Source organism: Psychromonas saccharinae, assembly GCF_051201515.1.
Lineage (GTDB): Bacteria > Pseudomonadota > Gammaproteobacteria > Enterobacterales > Psychromonadaceae > Psychromonas.
In genome coordinates this window covers 624924-640255 of sequence record NZ_CP195153.1, presented here as the reverse complement: position 1 = coordinate 640255, position 15332 = coordinate 624924, and the positions used below count along the sequence as shown (strand labels likewise).

General features: G+C 37.6%; 17 protein-coding genes and 2 pseudogenes. 11 read left to right on the top strand and 8 right to left on the bottom strand.

The features are described 5' to 3' along the window. Window positions 1–32: 32 nt before the first annotated feature. The 8 genes and pseudogenes from ACR30L_RS02900 (at window position 33) to ACR30L_RS02865 (ending at window position 3879) form a co-directional block, all read left to right on the top strand. On the top strand, window positions 33–194 hold the full coding sequence (locus ACR30L_RS02900) for an integrase arm-type DNA-binding domain-containing protein (RefSeq protein WP_435236548.1): 162 nt from the start codon (window positions 33–35) through the stop codon (window positions 192–194). Then, window positions 149–297: pseudogene (locus ACR30L_RS02895) on the top strand (integrase); the annotation flags it as partial. The gene ACR30L_RS02900 and the pseudogene ACR30L_RS02895, both read left to right, overlap by 46 nt. A 69-nt stretch (window positions 298–366) precedes the next feature. Beyond that, window positions 367–498: pseudogene (locus ACR30L_RS02890) on the top strand (DUF2787 family protein); the annotation flags it as partial. A gap of 181 nt (window positions 499–679) precedes the next feature. After that, on the top strand, window positions 680–1900 hold the full coding sequence (locus tag ACR30L_RS02885) for a hypothetical protein (RefSeq protein ID WP_435236547.1): 1221 nt from the start codon (window positions 680–682) through the stop codon (window positions 1898–1900). A 49-nt stretch (window positions 1901–1949) separates the two neighbouring features. Then, window positions 1950–2078, top strand: a complete 129-nt coding sequence (locus tag ACR30L_RS02880) for an AsnC family transcriptional regulator (RefSeq protein WP_435236546.1) — start codon at window positions 1950–1952, stop codon at window positions 2076–2078. An 84-nt stretch (window positions 2079–2162) separates the two neighbouring features. Next, window positions 2163–2387 (top strand): Lrp/AsnC ligand binding domain-containing protein, encoded by a 225-nt coding sequence (locus ACR30L_RS02875; protein WP_435236545.1) that lies wholly within the window; start codon window positions 2163–2165, stop codon window positions 2385–2387. 522 nt (window positions 2388–2909) lie between these two features. After that, window positions 2910–3248: a DUF7079 family protein gene (locus tag ACR30L_RS02870; protein ID WP_435236544.1), complete on the top strand. Its 339-nt coding sequence runs from the start codon at window positions 2910–2912 to the stop codon at window positions 3246–3248. A gap of 73 nt (window positions 3249–3321) precedes the next feature. Further along, the gene (locus ACR30L_RS02865; protein WP_435236543.1) at window positions 3322–3879 is read left to right on the top strand and encodes a zf-TFIIB domain-containing protein; all 558 of its coding nucleotides are present in this window, start codon (window positions 3322–3324) and stop codon (window positions 3877–3879) included. 170 nt (window positions 3880–4049) lie between these two features. Here the strand turns inward: ACR30L_RS02865 and ACR30L_RS02860 are convergent, their stop codons facing one another. From ACR30L_RS02860 to ACR30L_RS02835, 6 genes are all read right to left on the bottom strand, one after another. Then, window positions 4050–5111, bottom strand: a complete 1062-nt coding sequence (locus ACR30L_RS02860; protein ID WP_435236542.1) for a 6-phosphofructokinase — start codon at window positions 5109–5111, stop codon at window positions 4050–4052. Window positions 5112–5223: 112 nt separating this feature from the next. Next, a complete protein-coding gene (locus ACR30L_RS02855) occupies window positions 5224–6993 on the bottom strand; it encodes a diguanylate cyclase (protein WP_435236541.1) in 1770 nt (589 codons plus the stop codon). A 186-nt stretch (window positions 6994–7179) separates the two neighbouring features. After that, entirely contained in the window at window positions 7180–7785 is a 606-nt protein-coding gene (locus ACR30L_RS02850) for a hypothetical protein (RefSeq protein WP_435236540.1), read from the bottom strand. A 265-nt stretch (window positions 7786–8050) separates the two neighbouring features. Continuing rightward, window positions 8051–8809, bottom strand: coding sequence for a hypothetical protein (locus ACR30L_RS02845; protein ID WP_435236539.1), 759 nt, complete (start codon window positions 8807–8809; stop codon window positions 8051–8053). Between the two features lie 10 nt (window positions 8810–8819). Beyond that, window positions 8820–9863, bottom strand: coding sequence for an AAA family ATPase (locus tag ACR30L_RS02840; RefSeq protein WP_435236538.1), 1044 nt, complete (start codon window positions 9861–9863; stop codon window positions 8820–8822). Then, a complete protein-coding gene (locus ACR30L_RS02835; protein ID WP_435236537.1) occupies window positions 9856–10965 on the bottom strand; it encodes a DUF262 domain-containing protein in 1110 nt (369 codons plus the stop codon). The genes ACR30L_RS02840 and ACR30L_RS02835 overlap by 8 nt, the downstream gene beginning before the upstream one ends. A gap of 187 nt (window positions 10966–11152) precedes the next feature. Between ACR30L_RS02835 and ACR30L_RS02830 the strand changes: the two genes are divergently transcribed. The 3 genes from ACR30L_RS02830 (at window position 11153) to ACR30L_RS02820 (ending at window position 13660) form a co-directional block, all read left to right on the top strand. Then, entirely contained in the window at window positions 11153–11572 is a 420-nt protein-coding gene (locus tag ACR30L_RS02830) for a methyltransferase family protein (protein ID WP_435236536.1), read from the top strand. A 67-nt stretch (window positions 11573–11639) separates the two neighbouring features. Further along, window positions 11640–13328, top strand: coding sequence for a hypothetical protein (locus ACR30L_RS02825; RefSeq protein ID WP_435236535.1), 1689 nt, complete (start codon window positions 11640–11642; stop codon window positions 13326–13328). Between the two features lie 125 nt (window positions 13329–13453). Beyond that, the gene (locus ACR30L_RS02820) at window positions 13454–13660 is read left to right on the top strand and encodes a double zinc ribbon domain-containing protein (protein WP_435236534.1); all 207 of its coding nucleotides are present in this window, start codon (window positions 13454–13456) and stop codon (window positions 13658–13660) included. Between the two features lie 50 nt (window positions 13661–13710). On the opposite strand, the gene ACR30L_RS02815 is transcribed toward ACR30L_RS02820, so the two are convergent. Both ACR30L_RS02815 and ACR30L_RS02810 read right to left on the bottom strand, forming a co-directional pair. After that, entirely contained in the window at window positions 13711–14337 is a 627-nt protein-coding gene (locus ACR30L_RS02815; RefSeq protein ID WP_435236533.1) for a LysE family translocator, read from the bottom strand. A gap of 42 nt (window positions 14338–14379) precedes the next feature. Continuing rightward, on the bottom strand, window positions 14380–15222 hold the full coding sequence (locus ACR30L_RS02810; RefSeq protein WP_435236532.1) for an AraC family transcriptional regulator: 843 nt from the start codon (window positions 15220–15222) through the stop codon (window positions 14380–14382). Window positions 15223–15332: the final 110 nt, after the last annotated feature.

The window sequence follows — 15332 nt, the reverse complement described above, 5'->3', positions numbered from 1 at the left end:
CGGCAAATTATCTTATTTTTTGGTGGTACATTATGGCAAAAACAGTAACTCCTTTAAATAATACTCAAGTAAAACAAGCTAAGCCTAAAGAAAAAGAATACACATTATCTGATGGTGACGGATTACAACTGCAAGTAAGGACAAATGGCTCTCAACTATGGGCTTTGAAGGACAGCTTGTTTCATACGGTTTAAGAGCACTAACAAGCACTACGTTATTAATGAAGAAGGCTTTGATACAGATGTTATTAAAACTGCATTAGCACACGTTGATAAAAATGAAATTAGAAGAGCTTACAAATCGCTCGCTAAAAATTTCAACTAAATTGCTTAAGTAGTTAGATAAGCAAATAAAAATAAAGGAAGCTATCACCTCGTTGAGATTTCCATGCAGAAAGAACAGTCAACTGATAACTGGGAGTTGTTGTATATCACTGACTTTGCTTTCTACGGATCCCTCTATCCGGAATTAAGTTCTGGATTAAATTTCAGTTTGTAGCCGCTTTTCATGATTGGTTGTGTAAACAAGCCGTTATCTGCTCCAGAAGTGACTCCAATATTTGTCCAGCGTTAAATATACATTTTTAAATAGCAGCGGCTATTATGAAATTAAAGGTAACATTGTTATCATTAATTTTATCGAGAAAGATTGGCCAGACATATACCTGAATAAGCACTCTATGATGATACAAAATAAAATAAAATTGACCGTACTGCTATTTATGACGACGGCTAGTCTTTGGGGCTGTGGTAGCGAATCGAGTGAGTCGACCTCTACTACTGAAGCTTCTACATATAGCCAATATAACGCCAATTGGTTAGCTGGCTCTTGGGGTGTGACCCAGAGAGTAGATGGCGGTTATAAATTAGATGCCTCTGCAGATAATTCCGATTGGGTAGCGGGTGCAAATGAGATTGTTGCAAACATCCCCTCAGTTGGGCATGTGATCACTTCTTTCACCCACCCAGCCCATGCTTACCTGTTTACCTTGCGAGATAACAACAATGTTGACGTTGCTGCGATTCATCCCGATATGGTGCCAACACTTGCAAATGAACAAATAATTTTTGATGTTATTGATATCTACCGAGAGGCCGGTATCAAGGTCATTCTGTACTTAAATGCAGCAGGCCCTTCAATGGCCTCTGAACGTGGTGACTCAGAGATTCAAGAAGCATGGGAAACCTACTATAACTCAGAATGGGATGGTGACGAAGGAGCTGCTTGGCGTAATTTAGTATTAGGCTATGCAGAGCGTTTTGATGGATTAGTCGATGGTTATTGGTTAGACAATGTCAGTAAATTACCCGGAGATTTATCAGATTTTATTGCCATGCTACGCAGTGTCGATTCAACACTGGCAATTGCCGTTAATAAGAATAAAACATATTTTACCGATGACGATGGTAATTACCTTTATGTTGATACCGATGGGCTAGATGATGACGATGAAACTGATTATAAAATAGTAAAACATGCTGTAAATAATGAATATACGGACTTCACCAGTGGTCATGTCACCCCCTTAGGTCAGGGCGCCCCACCTAATTCTTGGGCTTATGAGGAGTATACGATTCCAGATATGGTGGCAACGCCCTGGGATACTTATGACAGTAGTAGCTATGCTCTTAAACATGCATGGTTTCCAATTAGAGACTCATGGAGCGGTTCAAGCGCGGACCTTGTTTTTGAGGTAGAGCAAGCCTATCGTTTTACCCGCACTATTACTGATGCTGGCGCGGCGATCACTTGGTCTACAACTCAAAAAAGGGGTTACATGCCAACAGATGAAATGGAAATAATGGTGGAAATTAACGATAGAATGACCCAGAGCCCGAAAGAAGATTATGTAGAATATGAAAGACCTGAAGGCGCTTACTTGGTTGGTGAAACCCCATAAGACTTTCTAAAAAAATTGAAAGAGTTGGACAGCCATTGACTTTTATCTAATGCATACAATAGACACGATGGATAACACCGACAGACAACTTCTCACTCTTTTTAGAAAAAATGCACGCATGCCCGTGGTCAACCTGGCAAAAGAACTAAAGGTATCTTCTGCGACAGTACAAAACTGAATTAATAAACTTGAGCGAAAAGGGATAATTCTCGGTTACACACTCAAGCTCAAGCAAGAGGCTGAAAAAGAGGTTGTTAAGGTAATGATGAGTATATTAGTTGAGGCTAAGGATGAAGAACATGTGTTGCATGATCTACAGGCCTTTCCAGAGATACTCTCGGTTTATCATACCAATGGTCATTGGGATCTTATTGCGGAGATACAGGCGGAAAACCTATCATTGCTTGGGGCACTACTGGGGAAAATTCGCTCGGTGGAAGGGATTGTTCAGACAGAGGCAAATCTTCTGCTTGGTTTGGCATTTTAACTAGCGGTAATAAAAATGATTATATAACATTTTATTCCCTGAGCCGCTTGGGTTTACATTAAGCATCTAACTTTGTTTGTAATTTCTTTTTAACACTCGGTGGGGCCATATAAGCCCCTAATATTAATTGTCTGTTCCTTTAATTATTATCTTACATATACCCGTTACCAATCAAGATGCGTTTATCAGTCACTAGCTCGGATACCAAGGCAAGGCGTAACATGATGACCTTTCGAGCGATTAACTGCGTTAATCCTCTATCGGTAGATGTAAAAACAAGACTTTACATCTTTAATGGCTAGCCCTTATCGAATGTTATAACGCAGTATTGCCATGGTTTATAAGAAACGAGCTAGTGACCCGCAGGGCAAGACGAGAGGCAAACATCTTCGTTGTTATAAAGTCTCGATTTAACCCGTTAGATCTTCACCTTTATGCCTAGAATCTGCTCACCTCTCGTCTTGCTGATTTCTGCATCTTGAATGGTAACGGGTATATAATGCAATCAATACTGGAGCTATATTGGACGATATAAAAAAATTAAATATCTGGAGAGCATTATCAGAGCTGTTTCTAGATACAGAGATTGATAATGTAACTTATCATTATATCCTTCGAACTTTATCGGAAAACAACTGTTCTTTAGTCGAAGCAGAAAAAATACTTTGGCGTGAAGTTTGTCCTGTCCTTAAAATCAATCTTAATTGTATTACTGGCGTTTGGGATGGATGGCCTGATTCATGGTTATTAGAAAATTTATCAAACTCAGATAAAACAAATGCTCCCCATGCTAAACCTATTATTGTTAAGCAAATACAACAACATTGGACAATTATCTCGGAACTATCATCGAGAAGATAAGATGTTATGGTAAAATACGCTTAATCCCAGTGACATGGTTAGCGATTAAATTAATTATATAAAAAGGAAGCGTATGAATTGTACAAGTTGTCATAATGGCGAGTTAAAGCCAACATTTTTAGAAGGTGAGTTTAGAGCACATTATTGCACCTCCTGTGGCGGAAACTGGATCTTAATCGAAGACTATGTTGCATGGAAAGAAAGAAATCCTAATTATGTTTTTTCTGAAAATATTAGCTTTGAAGAACTTGAAGTTTCCGATACTAAAAAAGCATTAATCTGCCCATCTTCAGGCATCATAATGCGTAAATTTAGAATTTCAGCAACCAATGAACATCGTATTGATTATAGTACGAAAGTAGGTGGTGTTTGGCTTGATAAAGGTGAATGGGAACTATTAAAAAATGAAGGCTTAGCCGGCTCATTAAATGCGATGCTCACCAATTTTTGGCAAGCGAAGATTAAACAAAATACAGCTACTAGCCATTTTTCTGATATCTATTTAGAAAAGTTTGGTGAAGAGAATTACCAGAAGGCAAAGGAGTTTCGTCAGTGGTTAAACAGCCAAGATCAAAAAGCTGATTTACGTGCTTACATACTGGCAGAAGATCCCTATTCAGCGGATAGATAAATTCAATTTCGATTAAAGTTGAGCAAGGACTTTAATGGCCAAGTATTGATACACTTGGCCTGATATTAAAAAACCGCTTGAAATAGCTGAAAATGAAAGAGCTCAACAGCTCCGCCTTTCTACCTATATAAATATTGAAGAAATCAGGAGCCTACATATCTCTGAGGTTTTTAATCAGCAAAACAAATACCGGTTTGTTTTGCTGATTGAACCGCTATATGATTTTTGGGAACAAATTTGGTTTTCCCTGCAACCTCAGCTAAAGGTACAGAAGTCACTTCTAATCCCTTTGCCGCAACTAATTGATTATACTCTCCACGATAAAGCAGCTCGGCGGCTTTTGCACCGAATTGTGTCGCTAAAACACGATCATACCCCGTTGGACTTCCTCCTCGTTGTAAATAACCGAGCACAGAGACTCTAGATTCATAATTGGAGATTGCATTTAATTCACGAGAAACGCGATAAGCTGCACTTATTTTCTCTTCTTTGCGTTTATTTTTAAGTTCTTTTTTGGTTAATTCTGCTTCTTCGGGTGTCTTTGCGCCCTCAGCCACGACAATAACACAAAATTGTGAATGGGAGTTTTTCATTCTGTTATCGATATGTGCTTTTAATTTTTGAATATCATAGGGCATTTCAGGCAGAATAATTGCGTCTGCACCGCCTGCAATCCCAGCATATAAGGCAAGCCACCCGGCTTTATTCCCCATAATTTCAGCTAAAATAACACGTTGGTGTGACGCTGCTGTTGTATGAAGTCGATCCACAGCATCTGTACAAAATTCTAACGCGGAATGAAATCCAAAAGTAATATCTGTACCAAAAATGTCGTTATCAATTGTTTTCGGTAAACCAATAACATTTAATCCTCTCTCGGTTAGCCAAAACCCTCTTTTATTCGTGCCACCACCACCTAAGACAACTAAACAATCAAGATTCCATTCGTGGTAATTGGCTATCATTTTTTGCACTTTTGCTTCGTCTTTAAAGGGCCGTTCTCTAGAGTTTCTTAAAAAAGAGCCCCCTTCATGAAGAATACCGGAGAAATCAGCATGCTCCATTAACCTTGCATTATTATTAACCAAGCCTTTATAACCATCAAAAAAACCGACTATTTCAATGCCATAATTATCTTGGGCTGCCTTTGCAAGCCCTCGTAAAGCCGCATTAAGCCCGGGAGCGTCGCCACCAGCAGTTAAGACTCCAATTCTTTTTGTAACTGACTCCATATATGGATCCTTTTCTTGTGTAATCATTAATCATGACGGTAATATCAAACAAAGTACATTTTGCATCGTCATAGGTCTATAAATAATCCAACTTTTAACGATCACCTATGCGTTAGTTAACAATTTTGTTTCTACCGCTATTTTTCGCTTGATACAATCGCTTGTCTGCCTGCTCAATCATCTCATCGGTTGAAGTAAAAGGATGTTCATCAACATTAATAACACCAAAACTCATTGTAATGTGCTGACGCTCAAAAACAGGGTGTGCCACAAAGTCTTTTTGGATTTGATTGAGTCGTTCGATAACCTGCTCTGATTCCATATTAATAAACACTAAAGCAAATTCTTCACCGCCATAACGCGCAACAATATCCTTCCCTAAACGGGTATGCTTTTGAAGACTCGCCGCGACAGACACTAATGCATTATCGCCAGCAGTATGCCCAAAGTTATCGTTAATACGTTTAAAGTGGTCAATATCAGCAATAACCAATGCCAGTTTATGGTCTTTGCCTTGAGCTGACTTGAATGCTTTATCGAAGACTAAGTTAAAGCCACGTCGGTTATATAATTGAGTCAGCTCATCGGTGAGTGAACTCTCCAGTAAACTCTCATTTTCATCCTGCAAATAGGACGTTCTCTCCGATACTTTTTGCTCAAGATGCTTCAATATATCCACAAGATTTTCAGCCATCGCATGCAACCCTTGACTGAGTGAACTAATTTCACTGATTCGACTCATAGGCTGAGGCAATAAAAGAATGCTTTCAATTTTTTTATCATTAGCCGCTTGATTAAGCCGTTGTATCGGTTTGCCAATATACCAAGCAATGGCTGAACCTATGATTCCAATACATGCAAATAAAGCTAACGTAATCAGAATTGTTGTTTGCGTGTATTTAGCTAACACTCCCTCATGGTAAGAAGAGGGAATAAGAATACCAATTAGCCATGTTTTTCCATATTTAAGTCTAGCCGACGTCACATGATACAAATAATTTTCACCTTCTATGCTAAGTTGATATGAACCTGCTTTTAAGTGCTGCCCCGCCATTTTAAATAACGCATTAGGATGATTCTGAAGGTTAGCTCGGGTATAGACCCCCTCTTTATTATCGTACAGTGCATATTCTCCTGACGTTGCAATAAGCGCCCCATTTTGCTCAGCTAAAAACACATAGGCGTTATCGACTAGTGCTAAGGATTTTAAATAATCATCCAACTCGATCAAAGCAACACTCGTCGCTGTCACGCCTAAGAAAACGCCTTGTTTATCATAAATAGGAACAGAAAGCCCAACCCCAAGCGTTGGCTGACCATAGTAGGGGTGAATATCACTCCAGGTTATTGTGGCCGCTTTTTTGGCATCTAAGTAAAAAGGTCTTCCCCTTGGGTCATAACTAAAAGTAGGAGCCGATTCTATTTTTGCTCCGATATGAGATGTAGGATCGTATTTAAATCCTTCCATCGTCAAAGGTGTATTAACAAAGTTTGCAGCTATCTCATGCTTGACTTTACCAATCGGATCGCGTGACGAGGCAATATAACGGCCATCAGTTGTCGCAATGGAAATAAATGTCATTTGCTCATAGGGTATTGCTTGTTCGTAAAAACGCGTAGCAATCGGCACTAAGTTATTAAGAGAATCTGGATTATATGAAAAGGCGTCACGATTAATCTCTAGAATATAGCTTAAGGGGGCAGTGATATCTCGTACTCTATCGTCTATACGATTTTCCACCTCTTTAATATATTGCTCGCCGACCTCTTTAGAAATATTAGAAATGGTTATGGTGGACACAAAATACATGACCACACCTGAAATACATGCAAGCAACACGAATGGGGTAATAATTAACCAACGTAGGGGAATAGATTTCACTTCTATATTTCTCTCTTTACTTAGGTCATTTCAATGCAATAAAACATCATCGAAATTATTTTAAAATTAAATATAACTTGGAAATCGATCTCTTTAAAAAAATCCACTAAGCGCAACAATATAATAGCCTTCTAATTAAAGATAATCATTGAATGCATTAATGCCCAATTTTTTTCAAATAAAATATTACGGTTGCGTCTTTTGTGCGCTCATCGCTTGTTCTAAAGAAGGAATTAAATCACGCTTAGACTCATGTAAATACAAATAAAACGGCATTGAAAATAATGGCTCATCTAGACAACGTTTAATATGAATCCCAGATAACTGAGCATATCGATGCATCACCATATGGTTATGAACCGTATAATCAGCCCGCCTACGGTTTAAAATTTGTAACACTTGTGGCATTGTATTTACTTCTGCATGACTCACGTCGGACAACGGGTAAACCAGTGTATCAAAAAAAATAACACCTCTGACACCGACAGGTTTCATCTGCTTTAAAGCCTGCACATCTCTTACACACTCCTGTCCTTCTAGTACCCAAATATAATAATCAAATTGCCCTAGAGGAACGTCGACTCTTACTAAGCTAGGGTTCAATGCTTCGATAAGACGATGGCGATAAAATTCACCGTCCAAAATGCCATTTGCAGCAAGCATCAGACTTCGTTTGGCGGGTAAATGAATATAGGAAATATCATAATTAATGATTTGTGCGGCTTTTTTAACGTACTCAGCGGCTTTTAACATAAGCGGATCATAAGCATCACTTCTGATACCAATATTCAAAGACTTACTATGCACGGGAATGCTGAATAAGTTTATGAAAAAAAGGATTAAGAAATAACGACGAAAATGCATTATTTAAATACCGCCTAAATGTGAAGTAACATGAACTAGTGTTACTTGAAGATAGCTTATAACTTCCTCTTTCGGCATGAAATTAGATATATTTAACCTTTATTTACCGTCTCCTTCATATTTTAATAACAAGAAATTAAAAAATTTTGGACGTGTGAAGACCAAAGGATAAAGATCCCCTCATATTTTAATGCTAAATTTCACGGATAACACAGGTGATTTCTTTGGCTTTATCCCAAATATATAAAAAACCACTAGTGATGGTCACTTCCACTTTATTATTAATAATTAAATAGCGATCGTGTGAGCGCGCAAATCGATTAAATTCAACTTTTCTTGTATCACACTTTTCAGCCTGCCACTGCGCATTACCACGACAACCCCGTTGAATAAAGCGTCCATTATCACCATCGCCATTTTCAATATATTTAATGGTAATCGGCTGATTGGGTAATAGACTGAAAAGTTGTTTATTACTTTCTTTTTTAGAAAAATATTTATCGTAGATAAGAATATCGTTGGCGTCTTGCAGCAGATTTTTTAAGTAATCTTTTAAGGTTTGACGATTTTCGGTGTGCATCCGTGTAATAGTATAATTACGGTTTATATTCGGTGTTTTGAGATTAAAATAAGGTGGAGCAACATCGCCTTGCGACTGGGTAAGAATTAATTTAAATAACGTTTTTTTGGATAATGCTTCTAGGGATAAATCCTTTTGATCTTCAACGGTTAATAACACTGGATAAAGGTCATCATAAATAACATCGGGTAACTTATGACTCTCTTTGCAACGTTGGACTTGCGCTGCATTGGTCAACACATTTAATTCGATATTTCCGATTAATAACTCATAAGCTCTTCTTTCCTTTGCACTTAAAGTGCATGAAAGCGATGCGCGTTTATAGATGCTATATAACTTATCAGAAAGAACAACTTTATAACCTCGGTTCATCCTTGTATTCCTATCGTAAACTCAATAACGCAAGTACGCTGGCATCGAAAAATCCCTTTGGAAAGCTTTGTCTATTTTCATGTTGATCGACAAAATGCCCATCAATATCCAATAGCAGGGTTTGAAATGGATCACTCGCAGAGCCCTTGTAATGAATAACAACATCATCACAATCAATATGCTCTTCACTAACTTCTAAGCGAATACGGTTAATTAAATGCTCACTGTGAGTTTCAACTACAAGTTGAATGCCTTTACTCGCCACAAAAGCAAGAAACTCCCCTAATCGTGATTGAGATTCGGGATGAAGTTGCACTTCCGGATTTTCAAGTAACACAATGTCACCTTTTCTCGCCATTAAACAGATAATTAACACCTTAGCGATATAACTTATCCCAGCACCAAGATTAAAGGGCGAAACATTACCTTCTATATCACCGACATTAAATTCCACTTTTACCTGCTCACCAACTTGTTCGGTCACTAATTCCGTTGCAGTGCCAGTGATCAAGGTCAACCATTGACTTAATTGGTACCCCATCATTGGTGAGTTATCAAACTTGACTAACTCATCAACCAAAATATTATTTTTAATTTTATGGAAATAAGAAAACAGATACTCACCAACAAATCCTACTTTACGTTGCGAAAGTGGAATAAGATCCTGTGCTCCCAACCGATTGGCATTAAGGTAAAGTAACTCAGGCTCATCACCTCTTGCTTCATAAATATAAGGCAGGCTCGACTCGACTTCGCTCCCCTCTAAGGTAATCGCTAAACAATGCGTCAGATCGTCACTGTCCGTCGCATTTATCTGAACTCTTTTTGCATTATTCTTTTTATTTCGAATCGCACTAAAACTATCTAAATAACGTAATAATTCATCCATGCTGTAGGGATTTGTCGAACCGCTATGTTTCATTAATAACAACAACGTTTGGATCGTGCTAGATTTTCCCGATGAATTAGCACCGGTTAAAATAGTTAACGGTGTCATCTTTAGTGTTGCATCATCAATACTTTTAAAGTTTTTAATACATAACTGTTTAAGCATGCTTCAATCCTTGGATAATTTTATTCGCCCAATTAAACCGTATTTCGACCGACGCTGTACTATCAATGCCACCCGCAAAGATCCCTTCGGCATCGATTGCTGACTTATACTGTTCAATACATAGCCGAATTTTCTGCTTATCGATATCATCGGAATCGAGCTGACTAAAAACAAATAACAACATCTCAAACAGTCCCATATTAATAGGCCTTTTGGGGCTCGTTTCTTTGGCTTCAAACCGGAATGCTTCAGCGCCTAACGTTTTATAAATAACCGTCAGACCTGACAGACAACGCTCTTTGATTAACTCAATAAATTCAGAAGAAGCTGTATTAATATATTTCATGGTTGCCGCTAAAAATGAATCGACATCGGAGTGATATTCAATACCGGGCAACTGCTCAGTGTGATAAAGAGAAAAGGCAATAAAACGTAAAATCAAATAACGATCACGCATTCGATTTGCCTTTACCCCATTGCCCGTTGCATTTTTAAACGCCTCACTCTCGGCAAGCTCTTGAATCAAAGAGGTTGCCTTACCCTGATAAAGCGCATGACGCATCTCTTGCTTGTTGAGGCTTACACCTCCACGATTAATCCGCTCAAAAATATTGAATTTTACATGCTCGGGCGTCGGTGGCTGAATAACATAATAATGTAACAGGTAATCTTCTAGTTTGGCCTGTAGTAAAGGAGGTATATCATCGAATCTAGCGCCTTTTAATGTCGGTAGCATAAACAATGAAGTTAACGTCAACTCGTTGTTCATAAAAAGCTTTAGCGTCGTTACTCGCTGTTTACCATCGATAATTTGTCGCTCACCTTGCTCGTTTTCAAAAAGGTAAATAAGTGGAATAGGGATTCCCAGTAAAATAGATTCAATCAATTCAGACTGATGCTTTTTATCCCATACATCTTTGCGTTGAAAATCAGGAGCAAGTACCAACTCTCCACGGCGCTCTTTACGCAAAAACGCATCAACACTGGACTGTTCTTTCGCAATCCTAACTTGCATATCGGTCACTTCAGGGTAAGGAGGTCCGGTTAACTCAAGTTCATCTTGCGCTTCAATTTCCATCTTATCGTCATCCGTATTGATCATGGGTAAAGCCTTACTCTATCTCACATTTTACAAAAAGTTTTTATACATCAACAATTTTACGGTATTTATCATACTCTTGCTTGCGTTTTATAGTTGAATTGATCTCGCAATCTATTCCTAATTTACTTTATACTATCAAAACAACAACCTTGATTGGCTATATGAGTAAAAACAAAAGGAGGGTTCCATGGGATATGTTATTGCACAATTTATATTGCTTCTTATCATTATTTGGCCCATCGCTAACTTACAACTATCGATAATAGGTTTACTTTTAATCGCATTATCGGGGATCATTGCCTTGTCTGCCTTAATCACTAATCGTCCCGGTAATTTTAATGTTCGCCCTCACCCTAAACCTAATGCATCGCTTATTGTTCATGGCCCCTATAAATTAATCCGTCATCCCATGTATAGTTCGCTTTTCTTTGGCGGTTTAGGTATTGTTTTTTGTCAATTTAGTCTGCTGAAATTAATCGCGTGGTTACTACTTATTGTTGTTCTAGCACTCAAGGCTCGATTTGAAGAAAAAGCATTATGCGAACATTACGATCAATACGCCTCCTACCAAAAAACTAATAAAGCCTTTATTCCATGGGTATGGTAACGACTATCAATAGCAGCAGCGTACTATACTTTGCCCCGCAATTTAATCTCATCATAAAAAGAATTTTATGCTGTATTTAGAAGTACTGATAGCTTTTCTGTTTTTTCTATATGGAGTCTATCAAACCAACAATATCATCGTCCGACGAAAAATGGCGAGCACGATTGTCCGTGGTATCAAAAAACAAAACGAAAATAAACAAAGCATCCAATACGATAAGATAAAAAAACACGATCCTTATTTTCATATTCCAACAATCACTGCACGTATTGAACAAGCCTTTTATATCATTAAACAAGGTTGGTCTGAGCACGATATGACCGCTGCACGCGCCTTTATTAGCGATGGTATTTATCAGCGTTATGCTATTCAATTTAATATTCAAGATGCCCAGCGACGACACCATCGATTAGACAACCTATTAATACACCATACAGAACTGGTTGGGATTGAAGCCGATAAGCACTTTGAAACCATGCACTTCAAAATATCAAGCAGAGCCAAACATCATATTGAGAATACGCAAACCAATACGCCAGCACAGTCTCTAATCCCTTTTACCAACAAAACGGAGTATTGGACTTATATTCGCTTACCCGGCGTAAAAACACGTTCAAAGCCAGGATTAATCGAAGGTATTTGTCCTAATTGCGGGGCAACCTTAATGTTGAATAAATTTGAACAATGCCAACAATGCATGTCATTAGTCACATCGGGAGAATATGATTGGATATTAGCGAAAATAACCCAAGAGGAGGAATGGCGTTTTCAAAATGCAAAACGGCAAGTTAAAGGGGTGGCAGAATACCAAGTTGTTGATCCGATGTTTAATTTACCCATTATTGAAGATCGAGTTAGCGTTATCTTTTGGCGATTGCAACAAGCATGGCTAGCCCAAAATACCGATGCAATACAATCAGTTGCACACCCAGACTATATTAATCACTTTACTCAAAAAGAACTATCACATTACTACTTCGATAATATTGAATTAGGACTATGCGAAGTAAACAAAGTTGAATTTGGTGACGAATTTGATCACCTACTAATACTGGTAAAATGGAAAGGCACGAAGATTTTTCTAAGCGAAAATAAACAACCCGTCACGGGCTATTATGCTCATTACCTCACCCTAATAAGAAAAACAGGCATTACTAGCGATATTAAAAAAGGTTTACATTCATTACATTGCTTCAGTTGTGGTGCCCCTCAATCAGACTCCGATAAAGCCAGCTGTGAATACTGTTTCACGCCCTTCAATCACGGTGATTTAAACTGGGTATTAAAAGATTTCACACCACGTATCAATCACATTATGAATATTCAGGGCAATCAATTCGAAATTGCGCCCGCGCCAGAAAAAATAACCGAAAAAATATTCGATCCAATTTCTCTATTATCAGGACTGGTGCTTATTTTATTTGCAGATGGGAAAGTCGATCCGAAGGAACTGGCGCTACTAAACGACTTTATTAAACAACGCAGAATTCCCCAACATATATTAAACGATATATTGCTTGCACAAAAATCAGGGGAATTGACGATGTTAGCACCCGAGGAAATACTCGATGCTTCAGCCTGGCTAACTAAAATGATTGAGATGTGTTTAATTGATGGACAAGTGTCGACAAAAGAACGCCAACTGCTAATACACTTTGGTAAGCGATTTAATATCCTGCCCATCGATATTGATTTACGAATAAAACAAATACGTAATAAATTGTATCGAGAAGGAAAATTAGCATTAAGTATTTAATAAATTAGGCATAAAAATCAATAAACACGTGAAATAGATATGTTTATAATATCATCATGCTATCTCAAGATGCTTTCTCGGGGCATTAGTACCGACAATCTAATAACAAATATGAAGGGTATGTTATGAAAGAGAATCAAACACAACATCAAGCACGCGCAAACGATCAAATAACCACTTGTCCAGAATGCCAACAGGTATTACCAAAAATTGCTAAAACCTGTTTTAGCTGTGGTGCAGAACAAGTCCAAGAAACAGAACCCTGCGCCAACTGTGGCTTTGAAACACAGGTAAGTTCTAAATTCTGCCCAAGTTGTGGAACACATAAATAAAAATAAATAATGGGCTCTGAATACAAAGAGCCCATTGCCCAGAATTGAGATTATTTAATAAATAACACAAGGCTAAAACAAATAAGCACGATGCCTGCTGCTCTTTCGACTAAATGTACGCAGTTTTTTAGATGCTTTTGTATATAAGGCTTACCTATAACAGCGGCAACCAAAAAGTCCCAAAGCAGAACAGCAAGAAACATCCAAACCCCACATGTAATTTGTTGAACTAATGTCACCTGACTGCCTAATATGACTGTCATTAAACTCATATAAAATATCGCATTCTTAGGATTGAGTAGTGCTGAATTTAAGCCAAGTAACAATTGCTTCATGATGGAAGGAAGCGGGTCTTTTTCTGTATCAAGCAAGATTGCAACTTTTTTAGTTTTAAGTAACTTTAAGCCAATCCAAAATAAATAAATTGCACCTAATATTTCAACAACAGAAAAAATAATCGGATTATCTCGAATCTGAGTCCATCCAATAATAGCAACAGCAATATAAATGGCATTTCCTAATGCAACACCAAGACAAATAAATCGACTTCCAGGTAATTTATGTCGAATTGAATAACCAATAATTAAGAAAAAATCTTGCCCTGGACTTAATAAGGCAACGAAATGAGCAATGACTAAAGCCGGAAAGGCAACAGGGAATAAAGTAGAAACCAACATCTGAAATTACCTATAATGATTAAATAATTGTCAAACTATAGGTTATTCAGACTCGAAATTATTGTCGAAAATTGACGTTATTTGTTGATATTGACGTGGTGTCGAAGCGGTGTAATTAACGAAAGATCGATGTAACTGGCTTTGGTCAGAAAAACCAACTTCAAGCGCCACATCCATAATATTCATACCATCCCTTAATAAAATTTTAGCCCTTTCTACACGGTAATTATTTAAAAATGATTTCGGTGTTATTCCAAAACAGCGCTTAAAATTACGAATTATCGACTCTTTAGACCGCCCGAATTCCAGAGACATAACATTAAGTGATGGGGGATTTACAGTATTCTCTAATAAACGTTTTTTTACTTTATTTGCCAACTTTTGAGAGTCAAAAGCGGCCGACGGAAAGCAGTGATGCCCTATTAAATGTGTTATTTCGGCCTCTATTTTGGCAGCAGTTTCGCTAGATTCATTGTCAATCATCGCTTCAATAAGACTGATTAAATACCCTCCTTTCCCACATGAATACTGCCCCCTATCACAACTCACTTGGGTAACCTTATGCCTATATAAAGTAGATAATATTTCACAAACCCATGTATTATCGATATAGAGCATATGATAACTTCGAGGGGCATCAGTGATAGTATTACAAGCATGGAATTTATTAGGCTCAATAAAAATAATATCGCCTTTTTTTAGGATAATATGTTTATTATTGATAGATAAACACGTTTCCCCATCTTTAATTAATCCAATTGAAAGCTCTGCATGCTCATGCGTTTTATAATTTTGAACACTGTTATATGTTGAACGAACCGACAACATGGGAATATATTTACTACTCCAAAATTGTTGGTTAATATGACGCACAGTGTTAGACAAAACATTAACTCCCTATATAACATATTGATTTATCGTATTTGATTATATTGTATTGTGCAACAATCGTTTACCTGTTCATTATTTATGCTCATTAAAACCTGCCTCATAAG

Bases quoted from the DNA above. Each gene is read 5' to 3' on its own strand.
- ACR30L_RS02900 (WP_435236548.1), top strand. From the start codon at position 33: ATGGCAAAAACAGTAACTCCTTTAAATAATACTCAAGTAAAACAAGCT.
- ACR30L_RS02885 (WP_435236547.1), top strand. From the start codon at position 680: ATGATGATACAAAATAAAATAAAATTGACCGTACTGCTATTTATGACG.
- ACR30L_RS02880 (WP_435236546.1), top strand. From the start codon at position 1,950: ATGCATACAATAGACACGATGGATAACACCGACAGACAACTTCTCACT.
- ACR30L_RS02875 (WP_435236545.1), top strand. From the start codon at position 2,163: ATGATGAGTATATTAGTTGAGGCTAAGGATGAAGAACATGTGTTGCAT.
- ACR30L_RS02865 (WP_435236543.1), top strand. From the start codon at position 3,322: ATGAATTGTACAAGTTGTCATAATGGCGAGTTAAAGCCAACATTTTTA.
- ACR30L_RS02860 (WP_435236542.1), bottom strand. From the start codon at position 5,111: ATGGAGTCAGTTACAAAAAGAATTGGAGTCTTAACTGCTGGTGGCGAC.
- ACR30L_RS02845 (WP_435236539.1), bottom strand. From the start codon at position 8,809: ATGAACCGAGGTTATAAAGTTGTTCTTTCTGATAAGTTATATAGCATC.
- ACR30L_RS02840 (WP_435236538.1), bottom strand. From the start codon at position 9,863: ATGCTTAAACAGTTATGTATTAAAAACTTTAAAAGTATTGATGATGCA.
- ACR30L_RS02835 (WP_435236537.1), bottom strand. From the start codon at position 10,965: ATGATCAATACGGATGACGATAAGATGGAAATTGAAGCGCAAGATGAA.
- ACR30L_RS02830 (WP_435236536.1), top strand. From the start codon at position 11,153: ATGGGATATGTTATTGCACAATTTATATTGCTTCTTATCATTATTTGG.
- ACR30L_RS02825 (WP_435236535.1), top strand. From the start codon at position 11,640: ATGCTGTATTTAGAAGTACTGATAGCTTTTCTGTTTTTTCTATATGGA.
- ACR30L_RS02820 (WP_435236534.1), top strand. From the start codon at position 13,454: ATGAAAGAGAATCAAACACAACATCAAGCACGCGCAAACGATCAAATA.
- ACR30L_RS02815 (WP_435236533.1), bottom strand. From the start codon at position 14,337: ATGTTGGTTTCTACTTTATTCCCTGTTGCCTTTCCGGCTTTAGTCATT.